The sequence below is a fragment of the Limimaricola variabilis genome (genome assembly GCF_034371605.1).
Lineage (GTDB): Bacteria > Pseudomonadota > Alphaproteobacteria > Rhodobacterales > Rhodobacteraceae > Limimaricola > Limimaricola variabilis.
The window spans coordinates 267,422-294,093 of record NZ_CP139691.1; the positions used below are offsets into that span (position 1 = coordinate 267,422).

Genomic DNA, 26,672 nt, shown 5'->3' on the forward strand with positions numbered 1-26,672 from the left:
GCTCAGCCGATGGCGCCGAGCGCCGCTTCCAGCCGGGGCAGGGCGGCCTCGGGGATGGGCAGGATCGGGCGCGGCGGGTCGCGATCCGCCAGCCCCATCAGCCGGGCGATGCCGAACATGACGCGGAAGCTGCCATATTCGCGAAACAGCGCCCAGAGCGGCGCGAAGCGGTCCTCGGCCCTTGTCCGTCCGGCCTGTGCGGCGGCGGCAAGCTCCATCACCGGGCCGGGCAGCAGCCCGGCCGCCACCGCGAACCACGCATCCGCTCCTGCCGCCAGCGCCTCGGCCCCGATCCAGTCGCCGCTGTAGCCGATGGCAAAGCCGTCAGGCAGCGCCGCGCGCAGCCGCGCGAGATCCGCTGCCACGGCACCCGCGGGCGGCGGCATCTTGACCGCCGCGACATTGGGCATCTCCGCCAGCCGCGCCAGCAGCGCGTCGCCGAAGGTGAAGCCCGTGGTCGCCGGCGTGTTGTAGATGCAAAGCGGCAGCCCGGTCGTAGCGGCCACGGAGGCGTAATGGACCTGCACCTCCGCTTCGGTCAGCGGCGTGTAGGAGACCGGCGCCATCAGGAGACCCTGCGCACCCGCCGCCTCGGCCTCGCGCGCCAGCGCCATGGCAGTGTCGGTCCGGATCGCGCCGACATTCACCACCAGCGGCACCGCGCCGCCCAGCACCTCGGTCGCCACGGCGAGCACCCGGCTCCGTGTCTCGGGCGTCAGGTAGGCGTAGCCGCCGGTGCTGCCGAGCAGCCCGACCGAGCCGACCCCCGCCGCGCGCAGCCGGTCGAGCATCACCGCCAGCGGCGCCTCGAGCACCCGGCCCGCCGCATCGGTGGGCGTGATCGGAAAGGCCATAAGCCCTTGGAACGGCGTGGCGGTCATGGCGGTCCTCCCTCGTATCGGCCCGCCGACTAGGCCCGGCGGACGGGGCTCCCGCAAGGGCGATCCGAAGGCGGGTGCGGGAAAATCCTGCGATCGGCACATATTCCTCGCCACGCGGTTGACCCGCAGGCGCGGCGCGCTCTCATTGTCGTGACCTGCCGCCTGACGGACCATTCATGACGCCCACGCCGCGCCCTGCGCGCCTTCGATACCGCCATGCCCTCTGGCTCGCGCCGCTGCTTCTCGCCGCCTGCGAAGGGCGGCAGTCGGCGCTGGTGCCGGCGGGTGAGGATGCGCGCATTCTGGGCGATCTGTTCTGGGTGATGCTGATCGGCGCGGTGCTGCTGTGGATCGGCATGAACGGGCTGTTCTACTGGGCCACCCGCCGCAGCCCGGCACCGCATTCGCAGACCCTCGCGAACTGGCTGGTCATCATCGGCGGAATCCTCTTTCCGACCGTCACGCTCGGCGCCTTGCTGGTCTATGGCCTGTCGATCATGCCCGACCTGCGCGCCACCGGCGACGGGCCGGTGATCCGCGTTACCGGCGAGCAGTGGTGGTGGCGCGTCGAATACGAGCGCGCCGACGGCACGACCGTGACCACCGCGAACGAGATCCGGCTGCCCGCGGGCGTCCGCTCGACCTTCCTCCTGGACAGCAAGAAGGTGATCCACTCCTTCTGGGTCCCCAGCCTGGGCGGCAAGATGGACATGTTCCCCGGCCGGGTGACCGAAATGACGCTCGGCCCCGAACGGCCCGGCATCTATCGCGGCCAATGCGCCGAGTTCTGCGGCGAGAGCCATGCCTGGATGGCCTTCGAGGCGGAGGTGATGGAGCCCGAAGACTTCGATGCCTGGCTCGAGGCCGAGGCCGCCGATGCCATGCCGCCCGAGGGCGATCTCGCCCAACGCGGCGCGGCGCTGTTCCTCGCGCAGGGCTGCGGTGCCTGCCACGCGGTGCGCGGCACGCCTGCCGTGGGACGGGTCGGCCCGGATCTCACCCATGTCGGGTCGCGCCATTCGCTCGCCGCCGGGCGGCTCGGCACCAGCGCCGAGGATTTCGCCCGCTGGGTCGCCAATCCCGGTGCCTGGAAGCCGGGCGCCGAGATGCCCGCCTATGCCCATCTGAGCGACGCGCAGCTCGCCGCGATCGCCGCCTATCTCGAGGGGCTCGAATGACCGACCGATCCATCCCCGCGGGCGAGCTTGCGCCCGAGGGCATCTATCCCCCGACCGAGGAGATGCTGCGCGAGCCGGTGCCCGAGGAGGTGCAGCGCGGCCAGAAGGAGCGGCTCGCCCGGGTGTGGAAGACGCCGGAGGGCTGGCGCTACTGGACGGCGGTGAACAACTCCGAGGTGGGCGTCTGGTATACGATGACCGCCTTCGTCTTCATGCTCATCGCCGGGGTGATGGCGCTGTTGATGCGGCTCCAGCTCTGGATGCCGGAGAACGACCTGATCTCGGCCGACCTGTTCAACCAGCTCTTCACCATGCACGGCTCGGCGATGATGTTCCTCTTCGCCGTGCCGATGTTCGAGGCGATCTCGATTCTGCTGCTGCCGGGGCTTCTCGGCGCGCGCGACATGCCGTTCCCGAGGCTCTCGGCCTATGGCTACTGGAGCTTCCTGATCGGCGGCGTCTTCGTGATCGGCTCGATCCTGTTCTCGGCCGCGCCCAAGGCGGGCTGGTTCATGTACCCGCCGCTGGCCACGCTGGAGCTGGGCATCGGCTCGGACATCTGGCTGCTGGGCCTGTCCTTCATCGAGGTGGCCTCGATCGCCGCCGCCGTCGAGCTGATCGTCGGCGCGTTGAAGTGCCGACCCCCCGGCATGCGTGTCAACGTCATGCCGCTCTACGCGTGGTACGTGTTGGTGGTGGGCGGCATGATCCTGTTCGCCTTTCCGCCGCTGATCGCGGGCGATTTCCTGTTCGAGCTGGAGCGCAGCTTCGACTGGCCGTTCTTCGACCACACGCGCGGCGGCGACCCGATGCTGTGGCAGCACCTGTTCTGGATCTTCGGCCACCCGGAGGTCTACATCATCTTCCTGCCCTCGATCGCCATCGCTGCGATGATCGTGCCGACCGTCGCGCGGCGGCCGATCCTGGGCTATTCGTGGATCGTGCTGTCAGCCGTGGGCACGGGGTTCCTGAGCTTCGGGCTCTGGGTGCACCACATGTTCACCACCGGGCTGCCGAACATCTCGCTGGGGTTCTTCTCGGCGGCTTCCGAGGCGGTGGTGATCCCGACCGGCATCCAGCTCTTCGCCTTCGTCGCGACGCTGATCGCGGGCCGGGTGGTGATGACCCTGCCGATGCTGTGGATCGCGGGGGCGCTGGCGATCTTCACCGCCGGCGGCCTGACCGGCGTGATGGTCGCGATCGCGCCCTTCGACTGGCAGGTGCACGACACCTACTTCATCGTCGCCCACCTGCATTACACGCTGTTCGGCGGCATGGTGTTTCCGGTGATCGCGGGGGTCTATTACTTCTTCCCGTTCTTCCGGAAGAAGATGCTGTCGGACCGCCTCGGGCGCTGGGCGTTCTGGCTGATCTTCACCGGCTTCAACATCACCTTCCTGCCGATGCACCTCACCGGCCTCTTGGGCATGCCGCGCCGGGTCTATACCTACCCGGAGGGCCTGGGCATCGATTGGCTCAACCAGATCTCGACCGCGGGCTCGTTCATCGTTGCGGCGGGTTTCGCGGTGTTTGCCTGGGACATTGTCCGCCCCAAGAAGAACCAGCCGCAGATAGAGCGCAATCCGTGGGGCGCCGGCACGCTGGAATGGAGCCACGAGGTGCCCGAAGCCAAGTGGGGCGTCCGCTCGATCCCGCACATCACCTCGCGCTATCCGCTCTGGGACCAGCCGGAGATCGTCGAACGGATGGATGCGGGCCGGTACTATCTCCCCGATGCCGAAGAGGGCCTGCGCGAGACTATCGTGACCTCCGTGATCGACGCGCGCCCGATCCAGGTGCAGCGGGTCACCGGGCCGGCCTACATCACCATCTGGGCGGCGGCCTTCACCGGCGGCGCCTTCATCCTGCCGACCTTCCACATCTATGGCCCCGCCATCGTCTCGGCGGCCTTCGCAGTGGTCTGCATCCTCTACTGGCTCTGGACCTCGACCGCGCGGCCGCCGGAGAAGGACATGAAGGATGTGGGTCTCGGCCTCAGCCTGCCCACCTATGCGGCGGGTCCGCAGGCGGTCGGCTGGTGGGCGGTCTGGATCACCATGCTGGGCGACGCCACCGCCTTCGCCTCGCTGGTCTTCGGGGTGTTCTTCTACTGGACCTCGAACACCGCTTTCCCGCCGCCGGGCGCAGAGCACGCCTCCGGCTATCTGGTGGCGTTGGCCACGGCGGCCTTTGCCGCCGCCTGGGCCCTGACGCGCGGCGCGCGGGGGCTGAACCGGGCCGGTCGCGTCGGGCTTGCTCGCGGCGCGCTGGCGCTGGCGCCGCTGATGACGCTGGCGGGGATGGGCGGCTTCATCCTCTCGGTGCTCGACCTCGACCCGACCAGCCATGTCTACCCGGCGATGATGTGGGCGCTGATGGTCTGGATCGTGGCGCACGGGCTCGTCGGCACGATCATGCAGGGCTACTGCCTCGCCGGGTCGCTCTTCGGCAAGCTCACCCCGCGCTATGACGCGGATCTGTGGAACGTCACGCTGTTTTGGCACTTCCTCGGGCTGACCGCGCTGGTGACCGGCGCGATGATCGGCCTCGTGCCGCGGCTGATGTGAGGGAGGGGCGCATGGATCGCAGCGATCACGACCGGCAGCCGCACCCGCGCGAGGACGAGCACGAGTTCGCCGAGGAGCGCGAGAGCCTGTGGCGGATCACGCTGGGGCCGACCATCTGGGCCTTCCACTTCGCGATCAGCTATGCCGCCGTCTCGGTCTACTGCTTCCGCTTCGAGCGGATGTTCGAGATGGGCTGGCTCCGCGCCGGTTTGATCGCGATGACGCTGGCGATGCTGGTGGCGATCGCCTGGATCGGCTGGCGCGCCTTCCTGCGCTGGGACGTGCGCGGCACGGGCGAGTTCTCGAACCCCGAGGGCAGCGCCGAGGACCGGCACCAGTTTCTCGGCCATGCCGGCTTCCTGCTGGCATTGGTGTCATTCATCGGCGTGGTCTACGACACGCTGCCGCTGATCCTGCTGGGGTCGTGCCGATGAGGCGGGCCTTCCCGGCAGCCACGGCCATTCGGCCGGTGCCGCTGGTCCTCGGGCTGGGGCTCTTGGCGGCGGTCTGGGTGGCGCCGCTGCCGATGTGGCTCGGCTCGGCCTTCGCGGGACACATGGCGCGGCACATGACGCTGGTGGCGCTGGCCGCGCCGCTTCTGGTGCTAGGATGGCCCGCCTTGGGCCGGGCGCTGGCGCTGTCGCCGCTGATCGCGGCCGTGCTCGAATTCATGGTGGTCTGGGGCTGGCACCTGCCGCTTTTGCACGCGACGGCGCATCATTCGCAGCCCGTCTTCGTTCTCGAGCAGGGGAGCTTCCTGCTGGCCGGGCTGGTGGTCTGGGCCGGCTGCCTGCGCGCCGCGCATCCCCTCGCCGGGGCGGGGGGGCTGCTGCTGACCTCGATGCACATGACGCTTCTGGGTGCGCTGCTGATCCTCGCGCCGCGCGATCTCTACGCCGCGCAGCTCGGGTTGCTGCCGCAGCTGTCCGCCCAGCAGCTCGGCGGCATGATCATGCTCGGCATCGGCACGCCGGTCTATCTCGTGGCGGGACTCGTGCTGACCGCGCGCGCCGTCAAGGAAAGGGAGATCGCGGCATGAAGCAGCGGACGCGGACGGTCCTCTACACGCTCGGCGCGCTCGGCCTCGCGGGGGCGGTGGCCGGCGGTGCCACCGTCGCGCTCGGCCTCTACAACGTCTCGGCCCGGGCCGGGCACTTCGCGCCGGTCTACTGGGCGCTGCACACCACCTATCGCAACGCGGTCGAACTTTATTCCGGGGCGCCGGAGACCCCGGCGCCGAACCTCGACGACCCGGCGCTGATCGAGCTTGGCGCGCGGCATTTCGAAACCGCCTGCGCCATGTGCCACGCCGTGCCGGGCCAGACCCGCAGCGCCACCGTGCGCGGGATGAACCCGGTGCCGCCACATATCGAGGAGGCGGTGGGAACGTGGGACCCCGAGGAGCTGCACTGGATCCTCTACGAGGGGGTCAAGATGTCGGGCATGCCGCAATGGCCCTCGGTACGCGAGGACGACGTCTGGGCCGGCGTCGCCTATCTGCGCGCGATCCAGAACGGCGCGGTGACGCCCGAGCGGCAGGCCGAGCTGACGGCGCGCGAGGAGACCGGCGGCCCCGAGGGCGCGGCCTTCTGCGCCGGTTGTCACGGCGGCACCGAGGCGCATGTGCCGCGGCTCGACATCTTCGACGCGGACTACATCGAGGCGGCGCTACTGGCCTATCGCGAGGGGCGGCGACAGAGCGGGATCATGCAGCACGCGGCCAGCCTGAGCGACCCGGAACAGCTCCGCGAACTGGCGGACTGGTTCGCGGAAGAGGCGCCTGCGCCCGAACGGCGGCGTCACGAGGCCTCGGTCGAGACGCTGGAGACCGGCGCGCAACTGGCACGGGGAGGCGACGACGACGTGCCGGCCTGCACCGCTTGCCACGGCCCCGGCCCGCGCGACCTGTCAGGCTTCGGCGGCGAGGTGCTCGAGGGGAAGTTCCCGCCGCTCGCCGGGCAGGACGAGGCCTATCTGATCACCCAACTCCGGCTGTGGCGCGACGGCGTGCGCGGCGGCACCGAGGCGCATGATCTGATGCGCGTCGCGGCGCAGGAGCTGGAGGAGGCGGAGATCGAGGCGCTGGCGGCCTGGTACGCCGCGCTCGACCCTGCCACCGGAGAGCTCGGGCCGGGTGAAACCGGTGCCTCCGCGCCGAACCCGCTGCGCCAGGCCTCCGATCACTGAAACTGTTGCGAAGCCTGACATTTTGGTGTGTTGCGGCCGAGAGGCGGTGCAGGCAGTAAGCTGCGGGGACCGGGCATCGCAGCCCGGAGGCATCGCTGGGAGGGCGGCATGACGCGGATGATGACGGCAATCGGGGCGCTGCTGATCGCGGGCACCGCGCAGGCGCAGGACGGCGACGCGCTGCTCGCGATGAGCTGGGACGAGATCGTCGAGACCGCGCGCGGCGGCGAGGTCAACATCTTCATGTGGGGCGGCGCCGACACCATCAACGCCTATGTCTCCGATTATATCGGCGGCATTCTTGCGGATGAGTACGACATCACCCTCAACCGCGTGCCGCTGGCCGACACGGCCGAGGCGGTCAACATCGTGCTGGGCGAGGTCGAGGCCGGGGCCGGCATGGACGACGGTGCGGTCGACATGATCTGGATCAACGGCGAGAATTTCCGCACCATGAAGCAGGGCGACCTCGTCTGGTGCGGCTATGTCGACAAGCTGCCCAATGCGAGCCTCGTCGATTTCGAGAATCCCGCCATCGCCAATGATTTCGGGGTCCCGGTCGAGGGCTGTGAGGTGCCCTGGAGCCGGGTGCAGTTCGCCTTTGCGCATGACACCGCCCGCACGCCGGAGCCGCCGCGCTCGATCCCCGAGCTGCTCGACTGGATCGAGGCCAATCCCGGTCGCTTCACCTATCCCGCGCCGCCCGATTTCACCGGCGCAGCCTTCGTGCGCCACGTCTTCACCCATGCGGCGGGCGGGGCGGATGCGCTGGTCGGCCCGTTCGACCAGGAGAAGTTCGACGCGGTGGCGGCGGACACCTGGAAGATCCTGAACGGCATCGAGCCGCATCTGTGGCGCGAAGGGGTGACCTACCCGACCTCGATCACCCAGCTGCAGCAGATGTTCGCCAACCAGGAGGTGGACCTGTTCTTCACCTATGACCCGGCCGAGATCGGCACGGCGGTGGAGAACGGCATCTTCCCCGAGACCGCGATGTCCTATGGGCTGAGCGACGGCACGCTGGCCAACACCAATTACATGGCGATCCCCGTGAACGCCGCCAACAAAGCGGCCTCGATGGTCACGCAGAACCTGCTGCTGTCGGGCGAGGCGCAGCTCAAGAAGGCTCAGCCCGAGATCTGGGGTGCGGCCGCCGTGATCGAGCCGTCGCGCGCCTCGGCCGAGGTGCAGGCGGGTTTCGCGACGCTCGAACGCCACCCCTCGGTGGTTCCGGTCGAAGAGCTGGGGCAGGCGGCGCTGCCCGAGCTTACCCCCGACTGGACCCGCGCGATCGAGGATGGCTGGATCCGCAACGTCGGCAATTGAGGTGATCGGGCGCGGGCATCCATGGCTGTCGCTCGCGCCCGCGCTTTGCGTGATCGCGGTGCTGTTCGGCGGCGGCCTCGTGCTGGGGCTCGCGGGCTCCTTCGGCATGGGGCGCGGCGGCGCCAGCGTGGACGCGTGGATCGCGGTGCTTTCGGAGGGGCGGGTCTGGCGTTCGCTCGGCCTGTCGCTCTGGATCGCCTTCGCCTCGACCGCGCTTGCCTGCCTTATCGGTCTCGGCGCCGCGCTGCTGCTGCGCCGCCGGTTTCCGGGGCAGGGGCTGGCGCGGCTGCTGTTCCAGATCAACCTGACTATCCCGCACGCCGTCGGCGCGCTGGGCATTCTGTGGCTGTTGTCGCAATCGGGCTTCGTCTCGCGGCTGTCGGCGGGCGCCGGGCTGATCGACGGTCCGGCAGGGTTTCCCGCCCTGACGCAGGATCGTTTCGCCATCGGCATCATCGCCCATTACGTCTGGAAGGAAGTGCCCTTCATCGGGCTGATCCTGCTGGCCAACATGCAGTCGCTCGGTGACGATCCCGAAAGCGCGGCACGGTCCCTTGGCGCGTCGCCCTTCGCGGCGATGCGGCTGGTGCTGCTGCCGCTGCTGATGCCGGCGCTGATCCGTGCGGGCGCCATCGTCTTCGCGTTCTCCTTCGGGGCGTGGGAGGTGCCGGTGCTGTTGGGCCAGAGCGCGCCCGTGGCGTTGCCGGTGCTGGCATGGCAGCGCTTCACCGATCCCGACCTCGCGACACGGCCCGAGGCGATGGCGATCGCGATGCTGATCGCGCTGGTGGCGGCGCTGCTCATTCGTGTCGCGATGGTGCGGCGATGAGCGCGCGCTGGCGGCTGGTGCTCGGCCTCATGCTGGTCGTCGCGTCCATGGCGCCGCTGCTGCCGCTCGGGCTGTGGTCGGTGGCGCGGGGTTGGTACTTTCCGCAGATCCTGCCCGCCACATGGACGCTGGAGCCTTGGGCACGGGCGCTGTCGCCACGCTCGGACATTCCCGAAGCCTTCGTGACGACCACCGCCATCGCGCTCGCGGCGGCAGCGCTGTCGCTGGTCTTGGGCATTCCTGCGGGACGGGCGCTGGGACTTTACCGTTTCCGTGGCAAGGCGCTGGTCGAGCTGGCGCTGCTGGCGCCGGTGATCGTGCCGGGCATCGCCGTCGGGCTGGGCATCCACGGCGTGTTCCTGCGGCTGGGCCTGACCAATTCGGCGCTGGGGGTGGTGCTGGTGCATCTGGTGCCGACGCTGCCCTATGTGATCTTCGTGATGTCGGGCGTCTTCGCCAATTACGACGCCGCCGCCGAGGCGCAGGCGCGCAGCCTCGGTGCCCGGCCGCTGCAGGTGCTGTGGCACGTGATGCTGCCGGCGATCGCGCCGGGCGTCGCGGTGGCCGGGCTCTTCGCCTTTCTCGTGTCGTGGTCGCAATACATCCTGACGCTGACCATCGGCGGCGGGCGGGTGGTGACGCTGCCCCTGCTGCTCTATGCGCAGGCCGGTGCGGGGCGCAACGACCAGGCCGGGGTGCTGGCGGTGCTGAGCCTCGCGCCCGGTCTCGTCATCCTCGCGCTGGTGGCGCGCCGGATCACCGGGCGCGGCGTGATGATCGGGGGCGCGGGATGACAGGATTGACGCTCGACCGGCTGTCGCTGCGCCATCCCGGCGCGGCGCGGCCCGCGCTGGAGGAACTGTCGCTCGAGATGGCGCAGGGCGAGATGCTCGCGCTGCTCGGCCCCTCGGGCTGCGGCAAGACCACGGCGCTTCGGGTCGTCGCGGGACTGATCCAACCGGATTCCGGCGACGTGCGCTTCGACGGAGCATCGGTTCTGCACCTCCCGCCCGAACGGCGCGAGGCGGTGCTGGTGTTCCAGTCGGGCCAGCTCTTCGCGCATATGGACGTGGCCACCAATGTCGGCTTCGGGCTGCGGATGCAAAGACGGCCCCGGGCCGAGATCGCTGAGCGCGTCGCCGAGGCGCTCGACCAGGTTCAGCTGCGCGACCTCGGCCATCGCCAGCCGCACGAGCTGTCTGGCGGGCAGCGGCAGCGCGTGGCACTGGCCCGGGCGCTGGTGCTCAAGCCGGGCCTGCTGCTGCTCGACGAGCCGCTGTCGTCGCTCGACGCCCATCTGCGCGGCGAGATGCGCGGGCTGATCCGGAGGCTCCAGCGCGAAACCGGCATCACCACGCTGGTCGTGACCCACGACCAGGAGGAGGCCGCGGTGCTGGGCGACCGGGTGGCCCTGATGCTGGGCGGCCGCATCCGCCAGGTCGGCGCCGGCGCGGCGCTTTGGAACCGGCCCGCCGATCTCGACGTGGCGCGCTTCTTCGGCGGCTGCAACTTCATCCCCGGCCGGTCGGCCGGCGGGCGGTTCGATTGCCCGCTGGGGCAGCTCGCGCTGCCGCCGGGGGCGCCCGAAGGCGAGGGCTGCCTGACGTTGCGGCCAGAGGCGATCGAGCCGGGCGAAGGGCCGAACGCGGTGACGGTGCAGGTGCTCGAGACGCGGTTCGAGGGGCTGCTGACCCGGATCACCGCCGAGGCGGGCGGGCTGCGGCTAGAGGCCCTGATGCGGGCGGGCGCGGCGCGCGGCGCGGCACCGGGGCGCGCGCTGCGCTGGCGGCTGCCGGCCGAGGCGCTCTGGGTGCTGCCCGGTGTCTGACCCTGACACATTGCCGCACGACCAAGTGAGAGCGCCGGCAGTGACGCGACGCGGCGCGACTGCTAGCCTCGCGGCTTACAAGGAGGCCCGATGTTCTCAGCCGAAATGATCCTCGACGCGACCCTGCTGCCGGCGATGATGATCGCCCTGTCGGCCGGGCTGCTGTCATTCCTCAGCCCCTGCGTTCTGCCGATCGTGCCGCCCTATCTTGCCTATATGGGCGGGGTGTCGGTGACCGAGCTGTCGGCGCCGGCGCGCGACCGGCGGCGGGTGATGACCGCGGCGCTGTTCTTCGTTCTGGGCCTGTCGACGGTGTTCCTGCTGCTCGGGGTCGCCTTCTCGGCGCTGGGCCGCGCGCTGCTGCAGTTCCAGGACTGGTTCAACCTGATCGCCGGGGTCACCATCATGGTGTTCGGCGCGCATTTCACCGGCGTGATCCGCATCCCGTTCCTCGATCGCGAGGCGCGTCTTTCGGGCGGTGACCGCGGCGGGTCGGCCTTTGGCGCCTACGTGCTGGGGCTGGCCTTCGCCTTTGGCTGGACGCCGTGCCTCGGTCCGATCCTCGGCACCATCCTCGGTCTCGCCGCGACCGAGGCCGACGTCACGCGCGGGGCGCTGCTGCTGGCGATCTACGCCGCCGGGCTGGGCATTCCCTTCCTGCTCTTCGCCGCCTTCTTCCCGCGCCTGACCGGCGTCATGGGCTGGATGAAGCGGCATATGGGCCGGATCGAGCGGACCTCGGGGCTGTTGCTGTGGACGGTCGGCCTGATGATGCTGACCGGGCAGTTCTCGGATTTCAGCTTCTGGCTGCTCGAAACCTTCCCGGCGCTGGCCGCGCTCGGCTGACGCCCCGGATGGGCCTTATGGACGCCCGTTTCCTCCTCTAGTCTGGGCCCGAGAGGAGAGCGGCGATGGATGGATCGACAACCGGGCGGGTGCGGCGACGGATCGTGTTCTACGTGCCGGGCTTCGATCCCATCCATCCGAGGCGCTATCGCGAGCTCTACCGCCGCGAGGCGGCCGCTCAGGCGGAAATCTCGGACATCGACATCGCTTTGACGGCGGCGCAGGGGCGCCGTTTTGGCTGGGACGTGACGGCGCGGATCGAGGGCGCCGAGGTGCGCTCCGAATTCGAGGTGCTCGTCTGGTCGGACATCGTGCGTGACCAGATGCGCGGCGGCGTGGTCGCGACCTATCTCCAGCTCCTCCGCACGGCCTGGACCTATATCGCCTCGGGCGCGCTGCGCCGATTGATGCGACTGCGCAAGGGGCCGGTGATCGCCGCGCTCTACCCGGTGGCGATGCTGCTCATGCAACTCGGCCTCGCGCTGGCCGCGGGCGCGCTGGCGGGGCGCGCGGCGGCCTGGGGCGCGACGCGGCTGGGGGTGCCGGGTGCGATCGCCTACTGGCCCGTGCTGATGGCGGTGTGCTGGGCGCTGCTGGAGTGGTTCCGGCGACACGATCGCCGCTTCTTCGCCTATTACCTGATGCATGACTACGCCTTCGCCGCGCGCTGGGGCGGGGCCAATCCGGACGCGCTCGAAGCGAGGCTGGCGCTGTTCGAAAACCGGATCGCGGCGGCGCTGCGCGCGGATGTCGACGAGGTGCTGGTGGTCGGACACTCCTCCGGCGCCCATCTCGCCGTCTCGGTCCTGTCGGACCTCATCCGCGCCGGGCGGCGGCCCGAGGGCGGGCCGAGCCTCGGCTTCCTGTCGCTGGGGCAGGTGGTGCCGATGATGTCCTTTTTGCCGCGCGCGGCGCGGCTGCGCGCCGATCTCGCATATCTGAGCGCGCGGGACGAGCTTGCCTGGGTCGACGTCACCGCACCGGGCGATGGTTGCGCCTTCGCGCTGTGCGACCCGGTGGCCGTTTCAGGCGTGGCGCCGGACCATCAGCGCTGGCCGCTGGTGATCTCGGCGGCCTTCACGCAGACGCTCAGCCCGGCGCGTTGGCGGCAATTGCGCTGGCGCTTCTTTCGGTTGCATTTCCAGTATCTCTGCGCCTTCGACCGGCCCGGTGATTACGACTATTTCCGCGTCACCGCCGGTCCGCTGACGCTGGCGGACCGCTTCGCGGGACGCGCCGCCTCACGCTCCGCGATCCGCCGCGCCCTGTCGCCGCACGTCACCACCGCCGCATGAGCCCGCTGCCGCCCAAACCGGTGCCGCGCGCGGCCCGGGTGTCGCTGTGGCGACATCTGCGCCTGTTCAGGGTCGACATTCTCTCGGCCCAGCCGGCGCGGCTCTACCGCGCCTGGATGGCCGACTTCCGCACGCCGTTCTTCCGTTCGGTGATGGTCAACGACCCGGCGCTGCTGCGGCTGGTGCTGAAGGAGCGGCCGCGCGACTTTCCGAAATCCGACCGGATCGCCGCCGGGCTGCGGCCGCTGCTCGGTCATTCGGTCTTTCTCACCAATGGCGAGCAGTGGGAGCGGCAGCGGCGGATCATCGATCCGGCCTTTGAGGGCGGACGCCTGCGCGAGAGTTTCGCCGCGATGCTGGCCGCCGGGGAGGCGGCCGCCGCACGGCTTGCGCCGCTGGCCGATGGCCGTCCGGTCGATATCGAACCGCAGGCGAGCCATGCCGCAGCCGACGTGATCTTTCGCACGCTGTTCTCGATCCCGATCGAGCATGAGGTGGCGGCCGCCACATTCGCCGCCTTCCATGCCCATCAACGCAGCCAGCCGCTTCTCAACCTCGCGGCCTTCGTGAAGGGGCCGAGCTGGATGCCCCGGCTGCATTCGCGCCGAACGCGGGCCACGGCGCGCGAGATCCGGGCGCTGATCGCCGGGTTGGTCGAGGCACGGGCGCGGGACATCGCCGAAGGCCGCGCGCCATCGGACCTCGCCACCAAGATCATGACCACGCCCGACCCGGAGAGCGGCGAAACGTTCTCCTCGTCCGAGATGGTCGATCAGGTGGCGATCTTCTTTCTCGCCGGGCACGAAACCAGCGCGGCGAGCCTGGCCTGGACGCTCTATCTGCTCGCGACGCATCCCGAGTTGCAGGAGCGCGCCGCCGAGGAGGCGAGGGGGTTCGACGGGACATTCTCGGCGCTGTCTGGGCTGAGGCTGATCCGCGACGTCACGCGCGAGGCGCTGCGGCTCTACCCGCCGGTACCGATGATGGTGCGCGAGATGACGCGCCCGGAGCGGTTCCGCGACCGGGCACTCGGACGCGGCACGCAGGTGGTGCTGTCGCCATGGCACCTGCATCGGCACGAACGGCTCTGGCGCGATCCGGACGTCTTCGATCCCGATCGCTGGAGCAGGCCCGAGGCCAGGGAGAGCGCCCGCGCGGCCTATATGCCGTTCAGCGCCGGTCCCCGCGTTTGTCCCGGCGCGGGCTTTGCCATGGCCGAGGCGGCGGTGCTGCTGGCGGCGCTGCTGCGGCGCTATCGCTTCGAGCCGGTCGAGGGCGACGTTCCGGTGCCGGTGGCCCAGCTGACGGTCCGATCGAAAGGCGGGATCAGGTTGCGGGTGACCGAGCGGGGTCAGGGAAACCCCTGAGGTCTGCCAGTTCGTAAGCGGGGAAAGGGGCGGCGTGCGGCGTGGTGTGAGGCCCAAGTCGGCCAATTCTGGCAGGGCGGTCAGGCCTCGACCCGGCGCGTCGCCCTCAGCGTTGCATGAAATGCCGAAGCACGAAGACCCGGATCGCCGAGGCGAGGCCGACATCGCCCCGGGCCTCGTCGATCTCGGCCGCCAGCCCGTTGATGGTTCGCCCCTCGGTCGCGGCGATGTCGCGGAAGGCGCGCCAGAACACGTCTTCCAGCGAAACGCTGGTGCGGTGCCCGTGCAGCGTCAGCGATCGCTTGACCGGGCGCCCGTCACTCATCGCGGCGATGCTGGTCGAGCCGCTTCGCCGCCGCTTCGGCCTCGGCCGCGTCACGAGACTTCTCGGCCTTGGAGCGGCCGAACTTCGCGGCATTGACGTCGGCACGGGCCCGTTTTTCGGCCCGCGCCTTCTGCTTCCTGAACTGGTTCAGGTTCACCGGCTTCATTTCGGGCCGATCATCTCCTCGGGGCGCACCACGCGGTCGAAGGTCTCGGCATCGACGAAGCCGAGGTTGATCGCCTCTTCCTTCAGGGTCGTGCCGTTCTTGTGCGCGGTCTTGGCGACCGTGGTGGCGTTGTCATAGCCGATGGTCGGCGCCAGCGCGGTGACCAGCATCAGGCTCTCGCGCATCAACTTGCCGATCCGCTCCTCGTTGGCCTCGATTCCCGCGACGCAGTTGTCTGTGAAGGCCACCGCCGCATCACCGATGAGTTGCATCGACTGCAGCACGTTGTAGGCGATCATCGGCTTGTAGACGTTGAGCTCGAAATGGCCCTGCGACCCGGCAAAACCCACAGCCGCGTCGTTGCCCATGACATGGGCGCAGACCTGCGTCAGCGCCTCGCACTGGGTCGGGTTGACCTTGCCGGGCATGATCGAGGAGCCGGGCTCGTTCTCGGGCAGCATCAGCTCGCCCAGGCCGCAGCGGGGGCCGGAGCCCAGGAGGCGGATGTCGTTGGCGATCTTGAACAGCGAGCCCGCGACCACGCGCAGCGCGCCCGACATCTCGACCATCGCGTCATGCGCGGCCAGCGCCTCGAACTTGTTCGGCGCGGTGACGAAGGGCAGGCCGGTGATCTTCGCCATGTTCTCGGCCACGGTCTCGCCCCAGCCCTGCGGCGTGTTGAGCCCGGTGCCGACGGCGGTGCCGCCCTGCGCCAGCTCGTAGATCGCCGGCAGCGCCGCCTTGACGCGGCGGATGCCCATCGCGACCTGGTGGGCGTAGCCGCCGAACTCCTGGCCCAGCGTCAGCGGCGTCGCGTCCATGGTGTGGGTGCGGCCGATCTTGATGATGTCCTTGAACGCCTCGGCCTTGGCCGCCAGCTCTGCGTGCAGCTTCTCCAGCCCCGGCAGCGTCACGTCGCGCGCGGTGGTGGCGACGGCGATGTGCATCGCGGTCGGGAAGGTGTCGTTCGACGACTGGCCCATGTTGACGTGGTCGTTGGGATGCACCGGCTCCTTGGAGCCGATCGTGCCGCCGAGGATCTCGATGGCGCGGTTCGAGATGACCTCGTTGGCGTTCATGTTCGACTGGGTGCCGGAGCCGGTCTGCCAGACGACGAGCGGGAAGTGATCGTCGAGCTTGCCGGCCACAACCTCGGAGGCGGCCTGGATCATCGCGTCGGCGAGCTTCGAATCGAGCTTGCCGCGCGCCTTGTTGGCCTCGGCGCAGGCCTGCTTGATGACGCCCAGCGCGCGGACGATCGCCACCGGCTGCTTTTCCCAGCCGATCGGGAAGTTCATGATCGAGCGCTGGGTCTGCGCCCCCCAATAGCGGTCCGAGCGGACCTCGAGCGGGCCGAAGCTGTCGGATTCGGTGCGGGTGGGGCTGGTCTGGCTCATCGCGATCTCCCTGGTATGCAGTCGCATGCCATCTACCGCGTGGGCCGCCCTCTGGGCAATCGTCTAAATGCCGGTGCTCAGGACTTGCGGAAGCTGTCGAGGCTGACGACCTGCGCGGCGCCCTTCTTCGCGGGCTCCTCCTCGGGCTCGGCCATCTCCTGCATCGGCGCCTCTTCGTCCTCGTCCTCCTCCTCGTCGTCCTGCGTCTCGAAGCGCAGGCCGAACTCGACCGAGGGGTCGACGAAGGTGCGGATGGCGTCGAAGGGGATGTAGAGCGGCTCCGGGCTGTCACCGAAATTCAGAGTGATCGAGAAGCCCTCGGAGGTGACAGAGAGACCGTCGAACCAGTGCTGGATGACGATGGTCATCTCGCCCGGATAACGATCGGACAGCCAGTCGGCGATCTCCACGTCGGGATGCATGGTGTCGAAGGTGATGAAGAAGTGGTGCTTGCCCGGCAGGCCTTCGGCCGCGACGCGCGACAGCACCTCCTGGATCAGCCCGCGCATCGCCCGATGCATGAGGTTTCCATAGTCGATCGAGCGATTGGCAGGCCGGGTCACGTTGCGTCATCCTTTAACGTTCGGGCCAAGCATAGGGGATTCGATGCTGGATGAAAGGGGGTCCGGCATCCTGTGGCGGCGCGAGCCCGCCGATGAGCTGCACCAGCTCCCGGCGCAGTTTCAGCCGGATCGCACGCGGGTAGTCGCGGTGGCCCCGCGCGGTGATGACGAAGCCGTCCCGCGTGGCGACGCGATTGCGGTAGAAGCCGGTGATGGCGAGGCCGAGGCTTTCGATCGCGAGCCCGTTGACGGTCACGCCCATCGCCTGTGCCCGGCGCTGCGCCGCGCCGACATCGCCGCCGTCATTGGGGGTGCCATCGCCCGAGACGTCGACCACACGGCGATGGCAGGCGGGCGCGACGGCAAAGAGGTCGAGCGCGGCGTCGAGCGCCTCGGCCGGGGCGGTGCCGCCCATGACGAAAGCGCGCGGCGTGGTCCGGACCGAAGTAGCGAGCGCCATGAGGGCAGCCCGGCCGCGCGGTTGAACCCAAGGCTGTGTGACGACCTGCTGGCGCGAATCCGACCATTGCAGCACCGCGATCGCGACCTGTCCCGAAAGCACGGCCTCGGCCACCACCGGATCGGTCAGCGCGTCGGCCAGCCCGTCGACCTGCAGCCGGTACTCGGCCTCGTCGACGGAGTTCGACACGTCCATCGCCAGCACCAGCGCCGTGTCGCAGGCGCCAGCCATAGCGGGCCACAGCGCGCAGCCGAGGGCGAGGAACAGCCGGAGCATGACCCATGCTGCACCGGGCCGAGGCGCGGCGGCAAGCGTCTTGTCCCGTCAGGGTGAATCTCGGCGGAGGGAGGAAGTGCAGGCTTCTGTTGCCAGGTGCCTGCGAACCCCGCCTAACGCGGCTAGGCGCTAGGGCTTAAGTTTCGGCGGACCGAGACTGCTTAAGCAGCCACAGCCATTGCCGGAGCACGGTTGTCGTTGGCAACTGTACATATCGGACCGATAACGGTGGTACCTCACCGGGACAAAGCCATCCTCTTTACACGTTCGTCGATCCTATTTCGGCCCCATCTGCCCCCAACGAGGGATGATTGGTGGAGCCGCCGGGTACCGCCCCCGGGTCCGATCCGCTTATTACAGGCGCGTTTATGTCCATAGTTCCACGAGGGAACGGGTCGAATATAGGTGCGGGCGCGGGCGATGAAAAGGGGGGGCGGGACCGAAAGCCTTGGCTCTCGACGCACCGGGTCGCATAGCATTCCGGCATGCGCATTTCGGTGGCCGCGATCCGCGCGCGCCGGTAGCCTGACCGGATGAACGAGACATCCTCCCTCACCATCCGCGCGGCCGAGCCGGGCGACGCGGCGGCGCTGACCGCGATGACGAACCTGCCCGGCGTGCGGCACGGCACGCTGCAACTGCCATTCGGCCCCAATGCGCGGCTCGAACAACGCTTGGCGGCCGGCCGCGAGGATCATCTGCTGGTCGGGGTGATCCGCGACGCGACCGGCGCCGAAGAGATCGTGGCCCATGGCGGGTTGTTGCCCCGCCAGAGGCGCAGGGCGCATGTCGGCGAGATCCTCCTGATCGTGCATGACGATCATGTCGGCCGAGGCCACGGTACTGCGATGCTGCGGGCGCTTCTCGATCTTGCCGATCACTGGCTCGGGCTGCGCCGCCTCGAACTCGAGGTGAACACCGACAACGTGGCCGCGATCCGGCTCTACGAGCGGCACGGATTCGAGATTGAGGGCACCAAGCGGGGCGACACGCTGCGGGCGGGCGAGCTGATCGACTGCCACATCATGGGGCGGCTGCGCGAGGCGCCGCGTCTGGCACAGACCCCCGCGTCGGACATTCGGTGACCGGGGCCGCGATCGCGGCCCCGACCATGTTTCGTTAAGAAAGGCTCAGAAGCCCGACTTGATCATCTCGAAGGTCTCGGCGTGCTGCTCGCGCCGCTCGTTGGGAATCGACAGCTGCGCCAGCACCGGCGCGTCGATCGGGGCGATGCCCGACGCCTCGAGCGTCGCTTCGTCGATCTCGCCCAGCGCGGCGGCGTTGGCCGAACCGAAGCCCGCCTCGAGCAGCGGCATCGCCGCTTCGGGCGCCAGCATCGCATTGATGTAGTCATAGGCCTGGTCTTCGGAGCCCGGCGCGTCCTTCATGTTGACGTAGCCGCACAGCCACAGCGATGAGCCTTCCTCGGCCTCGCGCTCGAAGCCGATCGGGCGGCCTTCCTCGACCATGGTCGGGTAGGTCTCGTTCCATGCCCAGCTCACCAGCACCTCGCCGGTGGCCATCAGCTGGCTCAGCTCGGCCGGGTCGGTCCAGTAGGTGCGCAGGTTGGGATGAACCTCGCGCAGCCAGTTCGCCGCCGCCTCGAACTGCTCGTCGGTGGCTTGGGTCCAGTCGGTGGTGCCGGTGGCGAGATAGGCCAGGGCGAAGGCGTCGTCGACGTTGTCGGGCAGCGCCATGCGGCCCGCATAGGCGGGGTTCTTGAACACCTCGAGCGTGGCGACGTCCTCGGCCAGGACCTCGTCGGGATTGTAGGCGATCGCGGTGGAGCCGAAATCGGTGGGGATGAAGAAGACATCGTCGCCACCGGCGCTCACCTGCTGACCGGTGAGGTTGCGGTCGATCGTGTCCCAGGCGTCGATCCGGCTCGTGTCCCAAGGCTCGATCAGCCCGCTCTCGGCCCATTTGGTGACCGAGCCCGCGCAGATATGAGTGATGTCGGCACGGAAGCCCGAGCGCAGTTTCTGGAACGCCTCTTCCTCGTCCCCGAAGAAGGAGAAGCTCGGTTCGCCATGGGTTTCCGAGAAGGCCGGGTGGAAGGCCGGATCCTCGAAGCCGGGATAGTCGAGCACGGTCAGCCCGCCCTCCTGCGAAACGGCGGCGGTGGCGAGGGCAGCGAGCGACGCGGCACCCAAGAGGCGGAACTTGTTCATTCATTGGCTCCCGTTGGCGCCGCGCTGACTGCGCGGCAGGTGGAGCCTAGAAGCGGCCCCGCGCCGCTTCAAGTGCCGTGCGTCACCGCCGATTGCACCATGCCGCGCGACGTGCATTCATGGCCGCCGACAGACGAGACCCGGGGAGGGATGCAGATGTTCAAGGCGCTTTTGGTCGAGAAGGACGAGGCGGGGGCGACCCATGCGGCGGTGCGCGAGCTCGAGGATGACCGGCTGCCCGAGGGCGAGGTCACGGTGGCGGTGGAGTATTCCACGCTGAACTACAAGGACGGGCTGTGCATCGGGCCGGGCGGTGGCCTCGTGCGGAATTACCCGCATGTGCCGGGCATCGATTTCGCCGGCACGGTCGAGGCCTCCGACGACGCGCGTTACAAGCCCGGCGACAAGGTGATCCTCACCGGCTGGCGGGTCGGCGAGGCCTATTGGGGCGGCTATGCCACCCGCGCTCGGGTCAAGGCAGACTGGTTGGTGCCGTTGCCCGAGGGGCTGTCCACGCGCGACACCATGGCCGTGGGCACCGCCGGTCTGACCGCGATGCTCGCGGTGATGGCGCTCGAGCAGCACGGGCTGAAGACCGGGCAGGGGCCGGTGCTGGTCACCGGCGCGGCGGGCGGCGTCGGATCGGTTGCCACGGCGATCCTCGCCTCGCAGGGCCATGAGGTCGCCGCCGTCACCGGGCGCCCCGAGACCGAGGATTACCTGCGCGATCTCGGCGCCGCGTCGATCGTGCCGCGCTCCGAGCTGAACGAGGTCACCAAGAAGCCGCTGGAGAGCGAGCGCTGGGCCGGCTGCGTCGACGCGGTGGGCGGGGCAATGCTGGCGCGTGTGCTGGGGCAGATGAATTACGGCGCCTCGGTCGCGGCGGTGGGCCTTGCGGGCGGCGCCGACCTGCCGGCCAAGGTGATCCCCTTCCTGCTGCGGGGCGTGAACCTCTTGGGCATCGACAGCGTGATGCAGCCCTATGATCGCCGGGTCGAGGCCTGGGAACGGATCGCGCGCGAGTTGCCGATGGAGAAGCTGCGCGCGATGATCCGGCCCGCGCGGCTCGAGGATCTGCCCGAACTCGGGGCCGAGATCCTCAAGGGCCAGGTGCGCGGTCGCGTCGTGGTCGAGGTCGCGGGCTGAGGTCTGTTTCGACACGCCCCGGTTGACCCCGCGCCGCGCCGCGCCGCGGGGTCGCGTTCCATGCTATGATATGACAGACGCACGATTTCTTGACCTCGGGCCTCCGGGCCTAGGTTTTTGCGTGATATCAAGCATTGGGGGTGACGATGACGACGCCGGACACCGATCCAGAGGCTGCGGAGACGACGCGGCTCATCGACGAGACCGACTACGAGGTCGGTCAGGACAACATCCAGACGCAGATCGGGCCATTCGGCCTCGACATCCACAACCCGGTCTTCCTGATCGCGGGGCTGGGGATCGTGGCGTTCGTTCTGGGCACGCTGATGGTGCCGGAGGCCGCGACCTCGGCCTTCAGCAGCCTGCGCGACTGGCTCACCGCCAACTTCTCGTGGTTCTTCATTCTCGGCGGCAACATCTTCGTGCTGTTCGGCCTGCTGCTGATCGTGACGCCGCTGGGCTCGGTCCGGCTGGGCGGCGCCAGCGCGCGGCCTGATTACGGCTATGCCGGTTGGTTCGCGATGCTGTTCGCCGCCGGCATGGGCATCGGCCTGATGTTCTACGGCGTCTCGGAGCCGCTGTCGCATTTCTCCACCTCGGTGGCCGAGGGCGCCGGTTCGCCCGAAAGCTGGGCGCCGCTGTCGGGGGCGCCGGGCGATCCGGAGGCCGCGCGCCGGCTCGGCATGGCCGCCACGATCTACCACTGGGGCCTGCACCCCTGGGCGATGTACGCCGTGGTGGCGCTGGCGCTGGGGCTGTTCAGCTACAATCAGGGCCTGCCGCTGACGATCCGTTCGGCCTTCTACCCGATCTTCGGTGAGCGGGTCTGGGGTTGGACCGGGCACATCATCGACGTGGTCGCGGTCTTCGCGACGCTGTTCGGCCTCGCCACCTCGCTGGGCTTCGGCGCCGAGCAGGCTCTGGCTGGCATGAACTTCCTGTTCGGCACCGGCGATGCGACCGAGGGCGGGCGCTACCTCTTCGGGCTGAGTTACGACAACCCGGTCATCGGCGCCGATGGCGAGGAGGTTGGCCGCACCGGTGCGGGCCTCAAGATCCTGCTGATTCTCGCGATCACCGGCATCGCCACGATCTCGGTCATGGCCGGTCTCGACGGCGGGGTGAAACGCGCCTCCGAGATCAACATGGTGCTGGCCTTCCTGCTGCTGCTCTTCGTGCTGTTCGTCGGCCCGACCGCCGAGATCATCACCGGCTTCTTCGCGGCGTTGTGGGCCTATATCGTGAACTTCCCGGCGCTGAGCCAGCCCTTCGGGCGCGAGGATGCCAACTTCAGCCAAGGCTGGACCGCCTTCTACTGGGCCTGGTGGATCTCCTGGTCGCCCTTCGTCGGCATGTTCATCGCCCGCGTCAGCCGCGGCCGCACGGTGCGCGAATTCATGATCGCGGTGCTGCTCGTGCCGTCGCTGGTCTGCGTGTTGTGGATGACCGTCTTCGGCGGCACCGCGATCACCCAGGTGGTGCAGGACAACTTCCAGGGCGCAGCCGAGGCGGCGCTGCCGGTGCAGCTCTATGAGATGCTGAGCCAACTGCCGCTGACCCAGATCACCTCGCTGATCGGTGTGGTGCTGGTGATCGTGTTCTTCGTTACCTCGTCGGACTCGGGTAGCCTCGTGATCGACACCATCACTTCGGGTGGCAAGGTCGACGGCCCGCTGCCGCAGCGGATCTTCTGGTGCGTGTTCGAGGGTCTCGTCGCGATCGCCCTTCTCCTGGGCGGCGGTCTCGCCGCGCTGCAGGCGATGGCGGTGGCCACCGGCTTCCCCTTCGCCTTCCTGCTGCTGCTGATGTGCGTGGCGATCTTCATCGCGCTGCGGAACGAGCGGAAGAATCCGCTTCCCTGATGTCAAAAGTGGCGGCCTCGGTTTTGGGGCCGCCATCTGCGCGGGCTTTTGCCGCAACGCGGCAAAAGCGCCGGCCGGAGGGGGTTTCCGCCACGGATCGCGCCCCTATCATCCCGCCCCATGATGCTGTTTCAGACATTCTCCGATCTCGGCCTCGGCTGGCTGCCGGCCTGGGCCGTGATCCTGATCGATTTCGGGCTCGCCATCGCGCTGGCCTGCCTCGTCCACGCGCTCATCTACCGCGCGCTGGGGCGCTGGGCGCAGAGCAGCGCGCTGTTCCGCCGCGAACTTGTGCGCCAGACGCGCGGTCCCGCCCGGCTCGGGCTGATCTTCTTCTTCATGGCCCCCGCCGCCGCCGTCGCACCGCTCTCGCCATCGGATGAGCGCGGGCTGCAGCACCTCGTGCTGGTGGGGACGATCCTCCTGGTGGGCTGGGTCGCGCGCGTGGTGCTCGACGTCTGGGCCAAGCTGCATCTGCGCCGCTTCACCCTCGATGCCGAGGACAACCTCCTTGCGCGCAAGCATGTCACCCAGACCAAGATATTCCTGCGCGTCGCCTCTGTATTGATCTCGATCGTCGCCATCGCCGCCGCGCTGATGACCTTCGAGGAGGTCCGCCAATACGGCGTGTCGCTGCTGGCCTCGGCTGGGGCGGCGGGCCTCGTGGCGGGCATCGCGCTGCAGCCGGTGCTCAAGAACCTCTTCGCGGGTATCCAGCTCGCCATGACCCAGCCGATCCGCATCGACGACGCGCTGATCGTCGAAGGGGAATGGGGCAATGTCGAGGAGATCACCTCCACCTATGTGGTGATCCGGATCTGGGACTGGCGCAGGATGATCGTGCCGCTGAGTTACTTCATCGAGCAGCCCTTCCAGAACTGGACCCGCGAGAACTCCACCCTGATCGGCTCGGTGCTGATCTATCTCGACCATTCCGCCCCGATCGACCGGATCCGCGACAAGGCACGCGAGATCACCGAGGCGAGCAAGCTGTGGGACGGCGACGTGTTCAACCTCGCCGTCACCGATTTCCGTGAAAGGGTGATGGAGGTCCGGGTGCTGGCCTCGGCCCGCAATGCCGGGCGCGCCTTCGACCTGCGCTGCGAGATCCGCGAGAAGCTGGTCGCCTGGATCCAGGCCGAGATCCCGTACGCGCTGCCGCGCACCCGCGAGGAGCTGACCGTGCAGACTGGCCATCCCGCGACGGAGGTGCGACGCGACGGCGTGGCTTGATCGAGCGGGCCGGGCGCTAGCTCCGGACCAAAGCGCCGAGGAGTTGCCGATGCCCGATCCGATCCTGCTCTGGTTCCGTCGCGACCTGCGGCTCGCCGATCACCCGATGCTGGCCGAGGCGCAGGAGACCGGCGCGCCGCTGATCCCGGTCTTTCTCCACGACGAGGTGGTCGAAGCGCAGGGCGCCGCGCCGCGGTTTCGCCTCGGCCTCTCGGTCGAGAGCTTCGCGCGCGATCTCGACGCCATCGGAGCAAAGCTGATCCTGCGGCGTGGCCGGGCGCTGGATAGCCTGCGCGCGCTTTGCGCCGAGACCGGCGCGCGCGCCGTCTGGTGGAGCCGCGCCTACGATCCCGGTGCCCGGGCGCGCGACGCGGAGGTGATGGCCGGGCTCGACGCCGAAGGAATCGAGACCCGTGACTTCCCCGGCCACCTGCTGTTCGAACCCGATAGCGTGGAGACCAAGACGGGCGGCTATTACAAGGTCTATACCCCCTACATGAAGGCGGTGCGCGACCGCCTGCCGGATGCGCCGCTTGCCCCGCCTGCGCGGCTGCCCGCGCCCGAAAGCTGGCCTCAGAGCGACCGTCTCGATGACTGGCACATGGCGCGCGGCATGAACCGGGGCGGCGCGGTGGTGACCAAATATCTGGTGGTAGGCGAGAGGGCGGCGCGCGATCGGCTGGATCGCTTCGTCGCGGAGCGGATCGCCGATTACGCCCTCGCCCGCGACCGACCCGACATCGAGGGCACCTCGGGCCTGTCCGAGAACCTCACCTATGGCGAGATCTCGATCCATGCCTGCTACCGGGCCGCGCTGGCGGCGCGCGAGGCCGGCGCCGAGGGGGCGGAGCATTTCCGCAAGGAACTGGTCTGGCGCGACTTCGCCTATCACCTGCTGCATCACACGCCTCGCCTGATCTCGCGCAACTGGCGCGCCGAATGGGACCGGTTTCCGTGGTCGGAGGACGGCGACAGCGCCGAGGCCGCCGCGTGGAAGCGGGGCCGAACGGGCATGGCGCTGGTCGATGCCGCGATGCGCGAACTCTACGCCACGGGGCGGATGCACAACCGCGCCCGGATGATCACCGGCTCCTACCTGACCAAGCACCTGCAGACCCACTGGAAGATCGGCCATGACTGGTTCGCCGATTGCCTCGTCGACTGGGACCCGGCCAACAACGCGCTGGGCTGGCAGTGGATCGCGGGCTCCGGCCCCGACGCCGCGCCGTATTTTCGGGTCTACAACCCCGTGAGCCAGGCCGAGAAGTTCGACCCCGACGGCGCCTATCGCCGCGCCTGGATCGCCGAAGGCCAGGCCGATCCGCCCCAGACCGCCTGCGATTTCCTTGCCGCCGCGCCACGCGCCTGGGGGCTTTCGGCCACGATGCCCTATCCCGAGCCGATCGTCGGCGCGGCCGAGGGGCGCGACCGCGCGCTGGCGGCCTATGCGACGCTGCGTGGCAGCGCTGAAGGAGGCGATGTCACGAACGGGTGACAACTGCGCCGCGATCCGTAAGCTGCTGGAAAGCACGGAGAGTGGCGATGATCCTGACCAGCACCGAGGGCCAGAGCGATTTGCCGCGCTACTTCGCGCAGGTCTTTGCCATGATGCAGGGCATGCGCGGCGGGCGGCTCGACTTCGTGCTGCCGGACGGGCGGCGATTCCGGGCCGAGGGCGCCGCACCCGGCCGCCATGCCGAGATCGCGATCCACGATCCCGACTGCTTTGCCCGGCTGATCCGCGAGGGGGACCTGGGGTTCTCCGAGGCCTACATGGACGGCGACTGGTCGACGCCTGACCTGATGACGCTCCTCGATCTCGCGCATGACGAGGTCGAGACGCTGTTCTACGGCTTTCCGGGGCAGGGCTGGCTGCGCCGGTTGGAGCGGATGCGCCATTGGCTGCGCTCCAACAGCCGGGGCCAGGCGCGGCGCAACATCCGCCACCACTACGACCTCGGCAATGATTTCTACGCGCTCTGGCTCGACCCTTCGATGACCTATTCATCGGCACTGTTCGAGGGCAGCCAGCAAAGCCTCGAGGCGGCGCAACGCCACAAATACGAACGCCTCGTCGACCGGCTGGGCGTGGTGCCGGGCGATCATGTGCTCGAGATCGGCTGCGGCTGGGGCGGTTTCGCCGAATACGCGGCGGGCGAGAGGGGGCTCAAGGTGACCGGGCTGACGCTGAGCGCGGCGCAGCTCGACTATGCCCGCGACCGGATCGCGCGGGCCGGATTGTCCGACCGGGTCGAGCTCAGGCTCGAGGATTACCGCGACGTGCGGGGCAGCTATGACGGCATCGCCAGCATCGAGATGTTCGAAGCGGTGGGTGAGCGTTACTGGCCGGTCTATTTCGACGGGCTGCGCGACCGGCTGCACCCGGGCCGCCGCGCGGCGCTGCAGGTCATCACCCTGCCGGATCACCGCTTCGCGCAGTATCGGCAGGGCGTCGACTTCATCCAGAAATACATCTTCCCGGGCGGCATGCTGCCCAGCCCCGGCATCCTGCGGCGCTTGGCGGAAGAGGCCGGTTTGCGGATGGAGAGCGCGGCCAGCTTCGGCGAGAGCTATTCGCGCACGCTCAGGATCTGGCACGAAAATTTCAACGCTCGCTGGGAAGAGGCACGGGCGCTCGGCTTCGACGCGCGTTTCCGCAGGATGTGGAATTTCTACCTCTGCGCTTGCGCCAGCACCTTTCGCTCTGGCAATTGCGATGTCAGCCAGTTCACGCTGAGCCGACCGGGCTGACCGGACCGCCCGATGCCG

The 26,672-nt window shown here is 69.0% G+C and carries 25 protein-coding genes and 1 other RNA gene; 18 read left to right on the forward strand and 8 right to left on the reverse strand.

Going from position 1 to position 26,672, the window contains the following annotated elements; all coding sequences use genetic code 11:
• Positions 1-2 precede the first annotated feature (2 nt).
• On the reverse strand, positions 3-881 hold the full coding sequence (locus tag T8T21_RS01370) for a dihydrodipicolinate synthase family protein (RefSeq protein WP_322336492.1): 879 nt from the start codon (positions 879-881) through the stop codon (positions 3-5).
• Positions 882-1,057: 176 nt separating this feature from the next.
• Between T8T21_RS01370 and T8T21_RS01375 the strand changes: the two genes are divergently transcribed.
• The 12 genes from T8T21_RS01375 (at position 1,058) to T8T21_RS01430 (ending at position 14,304) form a co-directional block, all read left to right on the forward strand.
• Positions 1,058-2,059, forward strand: coding sequence for a cytochrome c oxidase subunit II (locus T8T21_RS01375; RefSeq protein WP_322336493.1), 1,002 nt, complete (start codon positions 1,058-1,060; stop codon positions 2,057-2,059).
• The gene (gene ctaD / locus T8T21_RS01380) at positions 2,056-4,626 is read left to right on the forward strand and encodes a cytochrome c oxidase subunit I (RefSeq protein ID WP_322336494.1); all 2,571 of its coding nucleotides are present in this window, start codon (positions 2,056-2,058) and stop codon (positions 4,624-4,626) included. The genes T8T21_RS01375 and ctaD overlap by 4 nt, the downstream gene beginning before the upstream one ends.
• An 11-nt stretch (positions 4,627-4,637) precedes the next feature.
• Entirely contained in the window at positions 4,638-5,060 is a 423-nt protein-coding gene (locus tag T8T21_RS01385) for a hypothetical protein (protein WP_183473070.1), read from the forward strand.
• Positions 5,057-5,665, forward strand: coding sequence for a cytochrome c oxidase assembly protein (locus tag T8T21_RS01390; RefSeq protein ID WP_322336495.1), 609 nt, complete (start codon positions 5,057-5,059; stop codon positions 5,663-5,665). Before T8T21_RS01385 ends, T8T21_RS01390 begins: the two co-directional genes overlap by 4 nt.
• A complete protein-coding gene (locus T8T21_RS01395) occupies positions 5,662-6,813 on the forward strand; it encodes a c-type cytochrome (protein WP_322336496.1) in 1,152 nt (383 codons plus the stop codon). The genes T8T21_RS01390 and T8T21_RS01395 overlap by 4 nt, the downstream gene beginning before the upstream one ends.
• A gap of 108 nt (positions 6,814-6,921) precedes the next feature.
• Complete coding sequence (locus T8T21_RS01400; protein ID WP_322336497.1) at positions 6,922-8,139, forward strand: ABC transporter substrate-binding protein; 1,218 nt, start codon at positions 6,922-6,924, stop codon at positions 8,137-8,139.
• Positions 8,111-8,968, forward strand: coding sequence for an ABC transporter permease (locus tag T8T21_RS01405; RefSeq protein WP_322336498.1), 858 nt, complete (start codon positions 8,111-8,113; stop codon positions 8,966-8,968). Before T8T21_RS01400 ends, T8T21_RS01405 begins: the two co-directional genes overlap by 29 nt.
• Positions 8,965-9,762, forward strand: coding sequence for an ABC transporter permease (locus tag T8T21_RS01410; protein WP_322336499.1), 798 nt, complete (start codon positions 8,965-8,967; stop codon positions 9,760-9,762). The genes T8T21_RS01405 and T8T21_RS01410 overlap by 4 nt, the downstream gene beginning before the upstream one ends.
• Positions 9,759-10,796, forward strand: coding sequence for an ABC transporter ATP-binding protein (locus tag T8T21_RS01415; RefSeq protein WP_322336500.1), 1,038 nt, complete (start codon positions 9,759-9,761; stop codon positions 10,794-10,796). The genes T8T21_RS01410 and T8T21_RS01415 overlap by 4 nt, the downstream gene beginning before the upstream one ends.
• 90 nt (positions 10,797-10,886) lie before the next feature.
• A complete protein-coding gene (locus T8T21_RS01420; RefSeq protein WP_183473088.1) occupies positions 10,887-11,642 on the forward strand; it encodes a cytochrome c biogenesis CcdA family protein in 756 nt (251 codons plus the stop codon).
• 65 nt (positions 11,643-11,707) lie between these two features.
• Positions 11,708-12,937, forward strand: coding sequence for a hypothetical protein (locus T8T21_RS01425; protein ID WP_322336501.1), 1,230 nt, complete (start codon positions 11,708-11,710; stop codon positions 12,935-12,937).
• On the forward strand, positions 12,934-14,304 hold the full coding sequence (locus tag T8T21_RS01430) for a cytochrome P450 (RefSeq protein ID WP_322336502.1): 1,371 nt from the start codon (positions 12,934-12,936) through the stop codon (positions 14,302-14,304). The genes T8T21_RS01425 and T8T21_RS01430 overlap by 4 nt, the downstream gene beginning before the upstream one ends.
• 106 nt (positions 14,305-14,410) lie before the next feature.
• On the opposite strand, the gene T8T21_RS01435 is transcribed toward T8T21_RS01430, so the two are convergent.
• The 6 genes from T8T21_RS01435 to ssrA form a co-directional block, all read right to left on the reverse strand.
• The gene (locus T8T21_RS01435; RefSeq protein WP_183473104.1) at positions 14,411-14,629 is read right to left on the reverse strand and encodes a ribbon-helix-helix domain-containing protein; all 219 of its coding nucleotides are present in this window, start codon (positions 14,627-14,629) and stop codon (positions 14,411-14,413) included.
• Positions 14,622-14,795 carry a DUF4169 family protein gene (locus T8T21_RS01440; RefSeq protein WP_322336503.1) on the reverse strand — a complete coding sequence of 58 codons (174 nt, stop codon included), beginning with the start codon at positions 14,793-14,795 and terminating at the stop codon, positions 14,622-14,624. Before T8T21_RS01440 ends, T8T21_RS01435 begins: the two co-directional genes overlap by 8 nt.
• On the reverse strand, positions 14,792-16,192 hold the full coding sequence (fumC, locus tag T8T21_RS01445; protein ID WP_322336504.1) for a class II fumarate hydratase: 1,401 nt from the start codon (positions 16,190-16,192) through the stop codon (positions 14,792-14,794). The genes T8T21_RS01440 and fumC overlap by 4 nt, the downstream gene beginning before the upstream one ends.
• A 77-nt stretch (positions 16,193-16,269) precedes the next feature.
• Positions 16,270-16,713 carry an SspB family protein gene (locus tag T8T21_RS01450; RefSeq protein WP_183473186.1) on the reverse strand — a complete coding sequence of 148 codons (444 nt, stop codon included), beginning with the start codon at positions 16,711-16,713 and terminating at the stop codon, positions 16,270-16,272.
• A 55-nt stretch (positions 16,714-16,768) separates the two neighbouring features.
• Complete coding sequence (locus T8T21_RS01455) at positions 16,769-17,491, reverse strand: DUF1194 domain-containing protein (RefSeq protein ID WP_183473113.1); 723 nt, start codon at positions 17,489-17,491, stop codon at positions 16,769-16,771.
• A gap of 75 nt (positions 17,492-17,566) precedes the next feature.
• Positions 17,567-17,922, reverse strand: a transfer-messenger RNA (tmRNA) gene (gene ssrA / locus T8T21_RS01460).
• A 102-nt stretch (positions 17,923-18,024) separates the two neighbouring features.
• Between ssrA and T8T21_RS01465 the strand changes: the two genes are divergently transcribed.
• Entirely contained in the window at positions 18,025-18,576 is a 552-nt protein-coding gene (locus T8T21_RS01465) for a GNAT family N-acetyltransferase (RefSeq protein WP_322336505.1), read from the forward strand.
• 45 nt (positions 18,577-18,621) lie between these two features.
• Here the strand turns inward: T8T21_RS01465 and T8T21_RS01470 are convergent, their stop codons facing one another.
• The gene (locus tag T8T21_RS01470; RefSeq protein ID WP_322336506.1) at positions 18,622-19,662 is read right to left on the reverse strand and encodes a type 2 periplasmic-binding domain-containing protein; all 1,041 of its coding nucleotides are present in this window, start codon (positions 19,660-19,662) and stop codon (positions 18,622-18,624) included.
• A 156-nt stretch (positions 19,663-19,818) separates the two neighbouring features.
• On the opposite strand from T8T21_RS01470, the gene acuI reads away from it, so the two are divergent.
• From acuI to T8T21_RS01495, 5 genes are all read left to right on the forward strand, one after another.
• Positions 19,819-20,808, forward strand: a complete 990-nt coding sequence (gene acuI / locus T8T21_RS01475) for an acryloyl-CoA reductase (protein ID WP_183473122.1) — start codon at positions 19,819-19,821, stop codon at positions 20,806-20,808.
• 146 nt (positions 20,809-20,954) lie between these two features.
• A complete protein-coding gene (locus T8T21_RS01480) occupies positions 20,955-22,670 on the forward strand; it encodes a BCCT family transporter (protein ID WP_322336507.1) in 1,716 nt (571 codons plus the stop codon).
• A gap of 120 nt (positions 22,671-22,790) precedes the next feature.
• On the forward strand, positions 22,791-23,903 hold the full coding sequence (locus tag T8T21_RS01485; RefSeq protein WP_322336508.1) for a mechanosensitive ion channel family protein: 1,113 nt from the start codon (positions 22,791-22,793) through the stop codon (positions 23,901-23,903).
• 49 nt (positions 23,904-23,952) lie between these two features.
• Positions 23,953-25,398 carry a cryptochrome/photolyase family protein gene (locus tag T8T21_RS01490; RefSeq protein ID WP_322336509.1) on the forward strand — a complete coding sequence of 482 codons (1,446 nt, stop codon included), beginning with the start codon at positions 23,953-23,955 and terminating at the stop codon, positions 25,396-25,398.
• Between the two features lie 47 nt (positions 25,399-25,445).
• Positions 25,446-26,654, forward strand: coding sequence for a cyclopropane-fatty-acyl-phospholipid synthase family protein (locus tag T8T21_RS01495; RefSeq protein WP_322336510.1), 1,209 nt, complete (start codon positions 25,446-25,448; stop codon positions 26,652-26,654).
• Positions 26,655-26,672 lie beyond the last annotated feature (18 nt).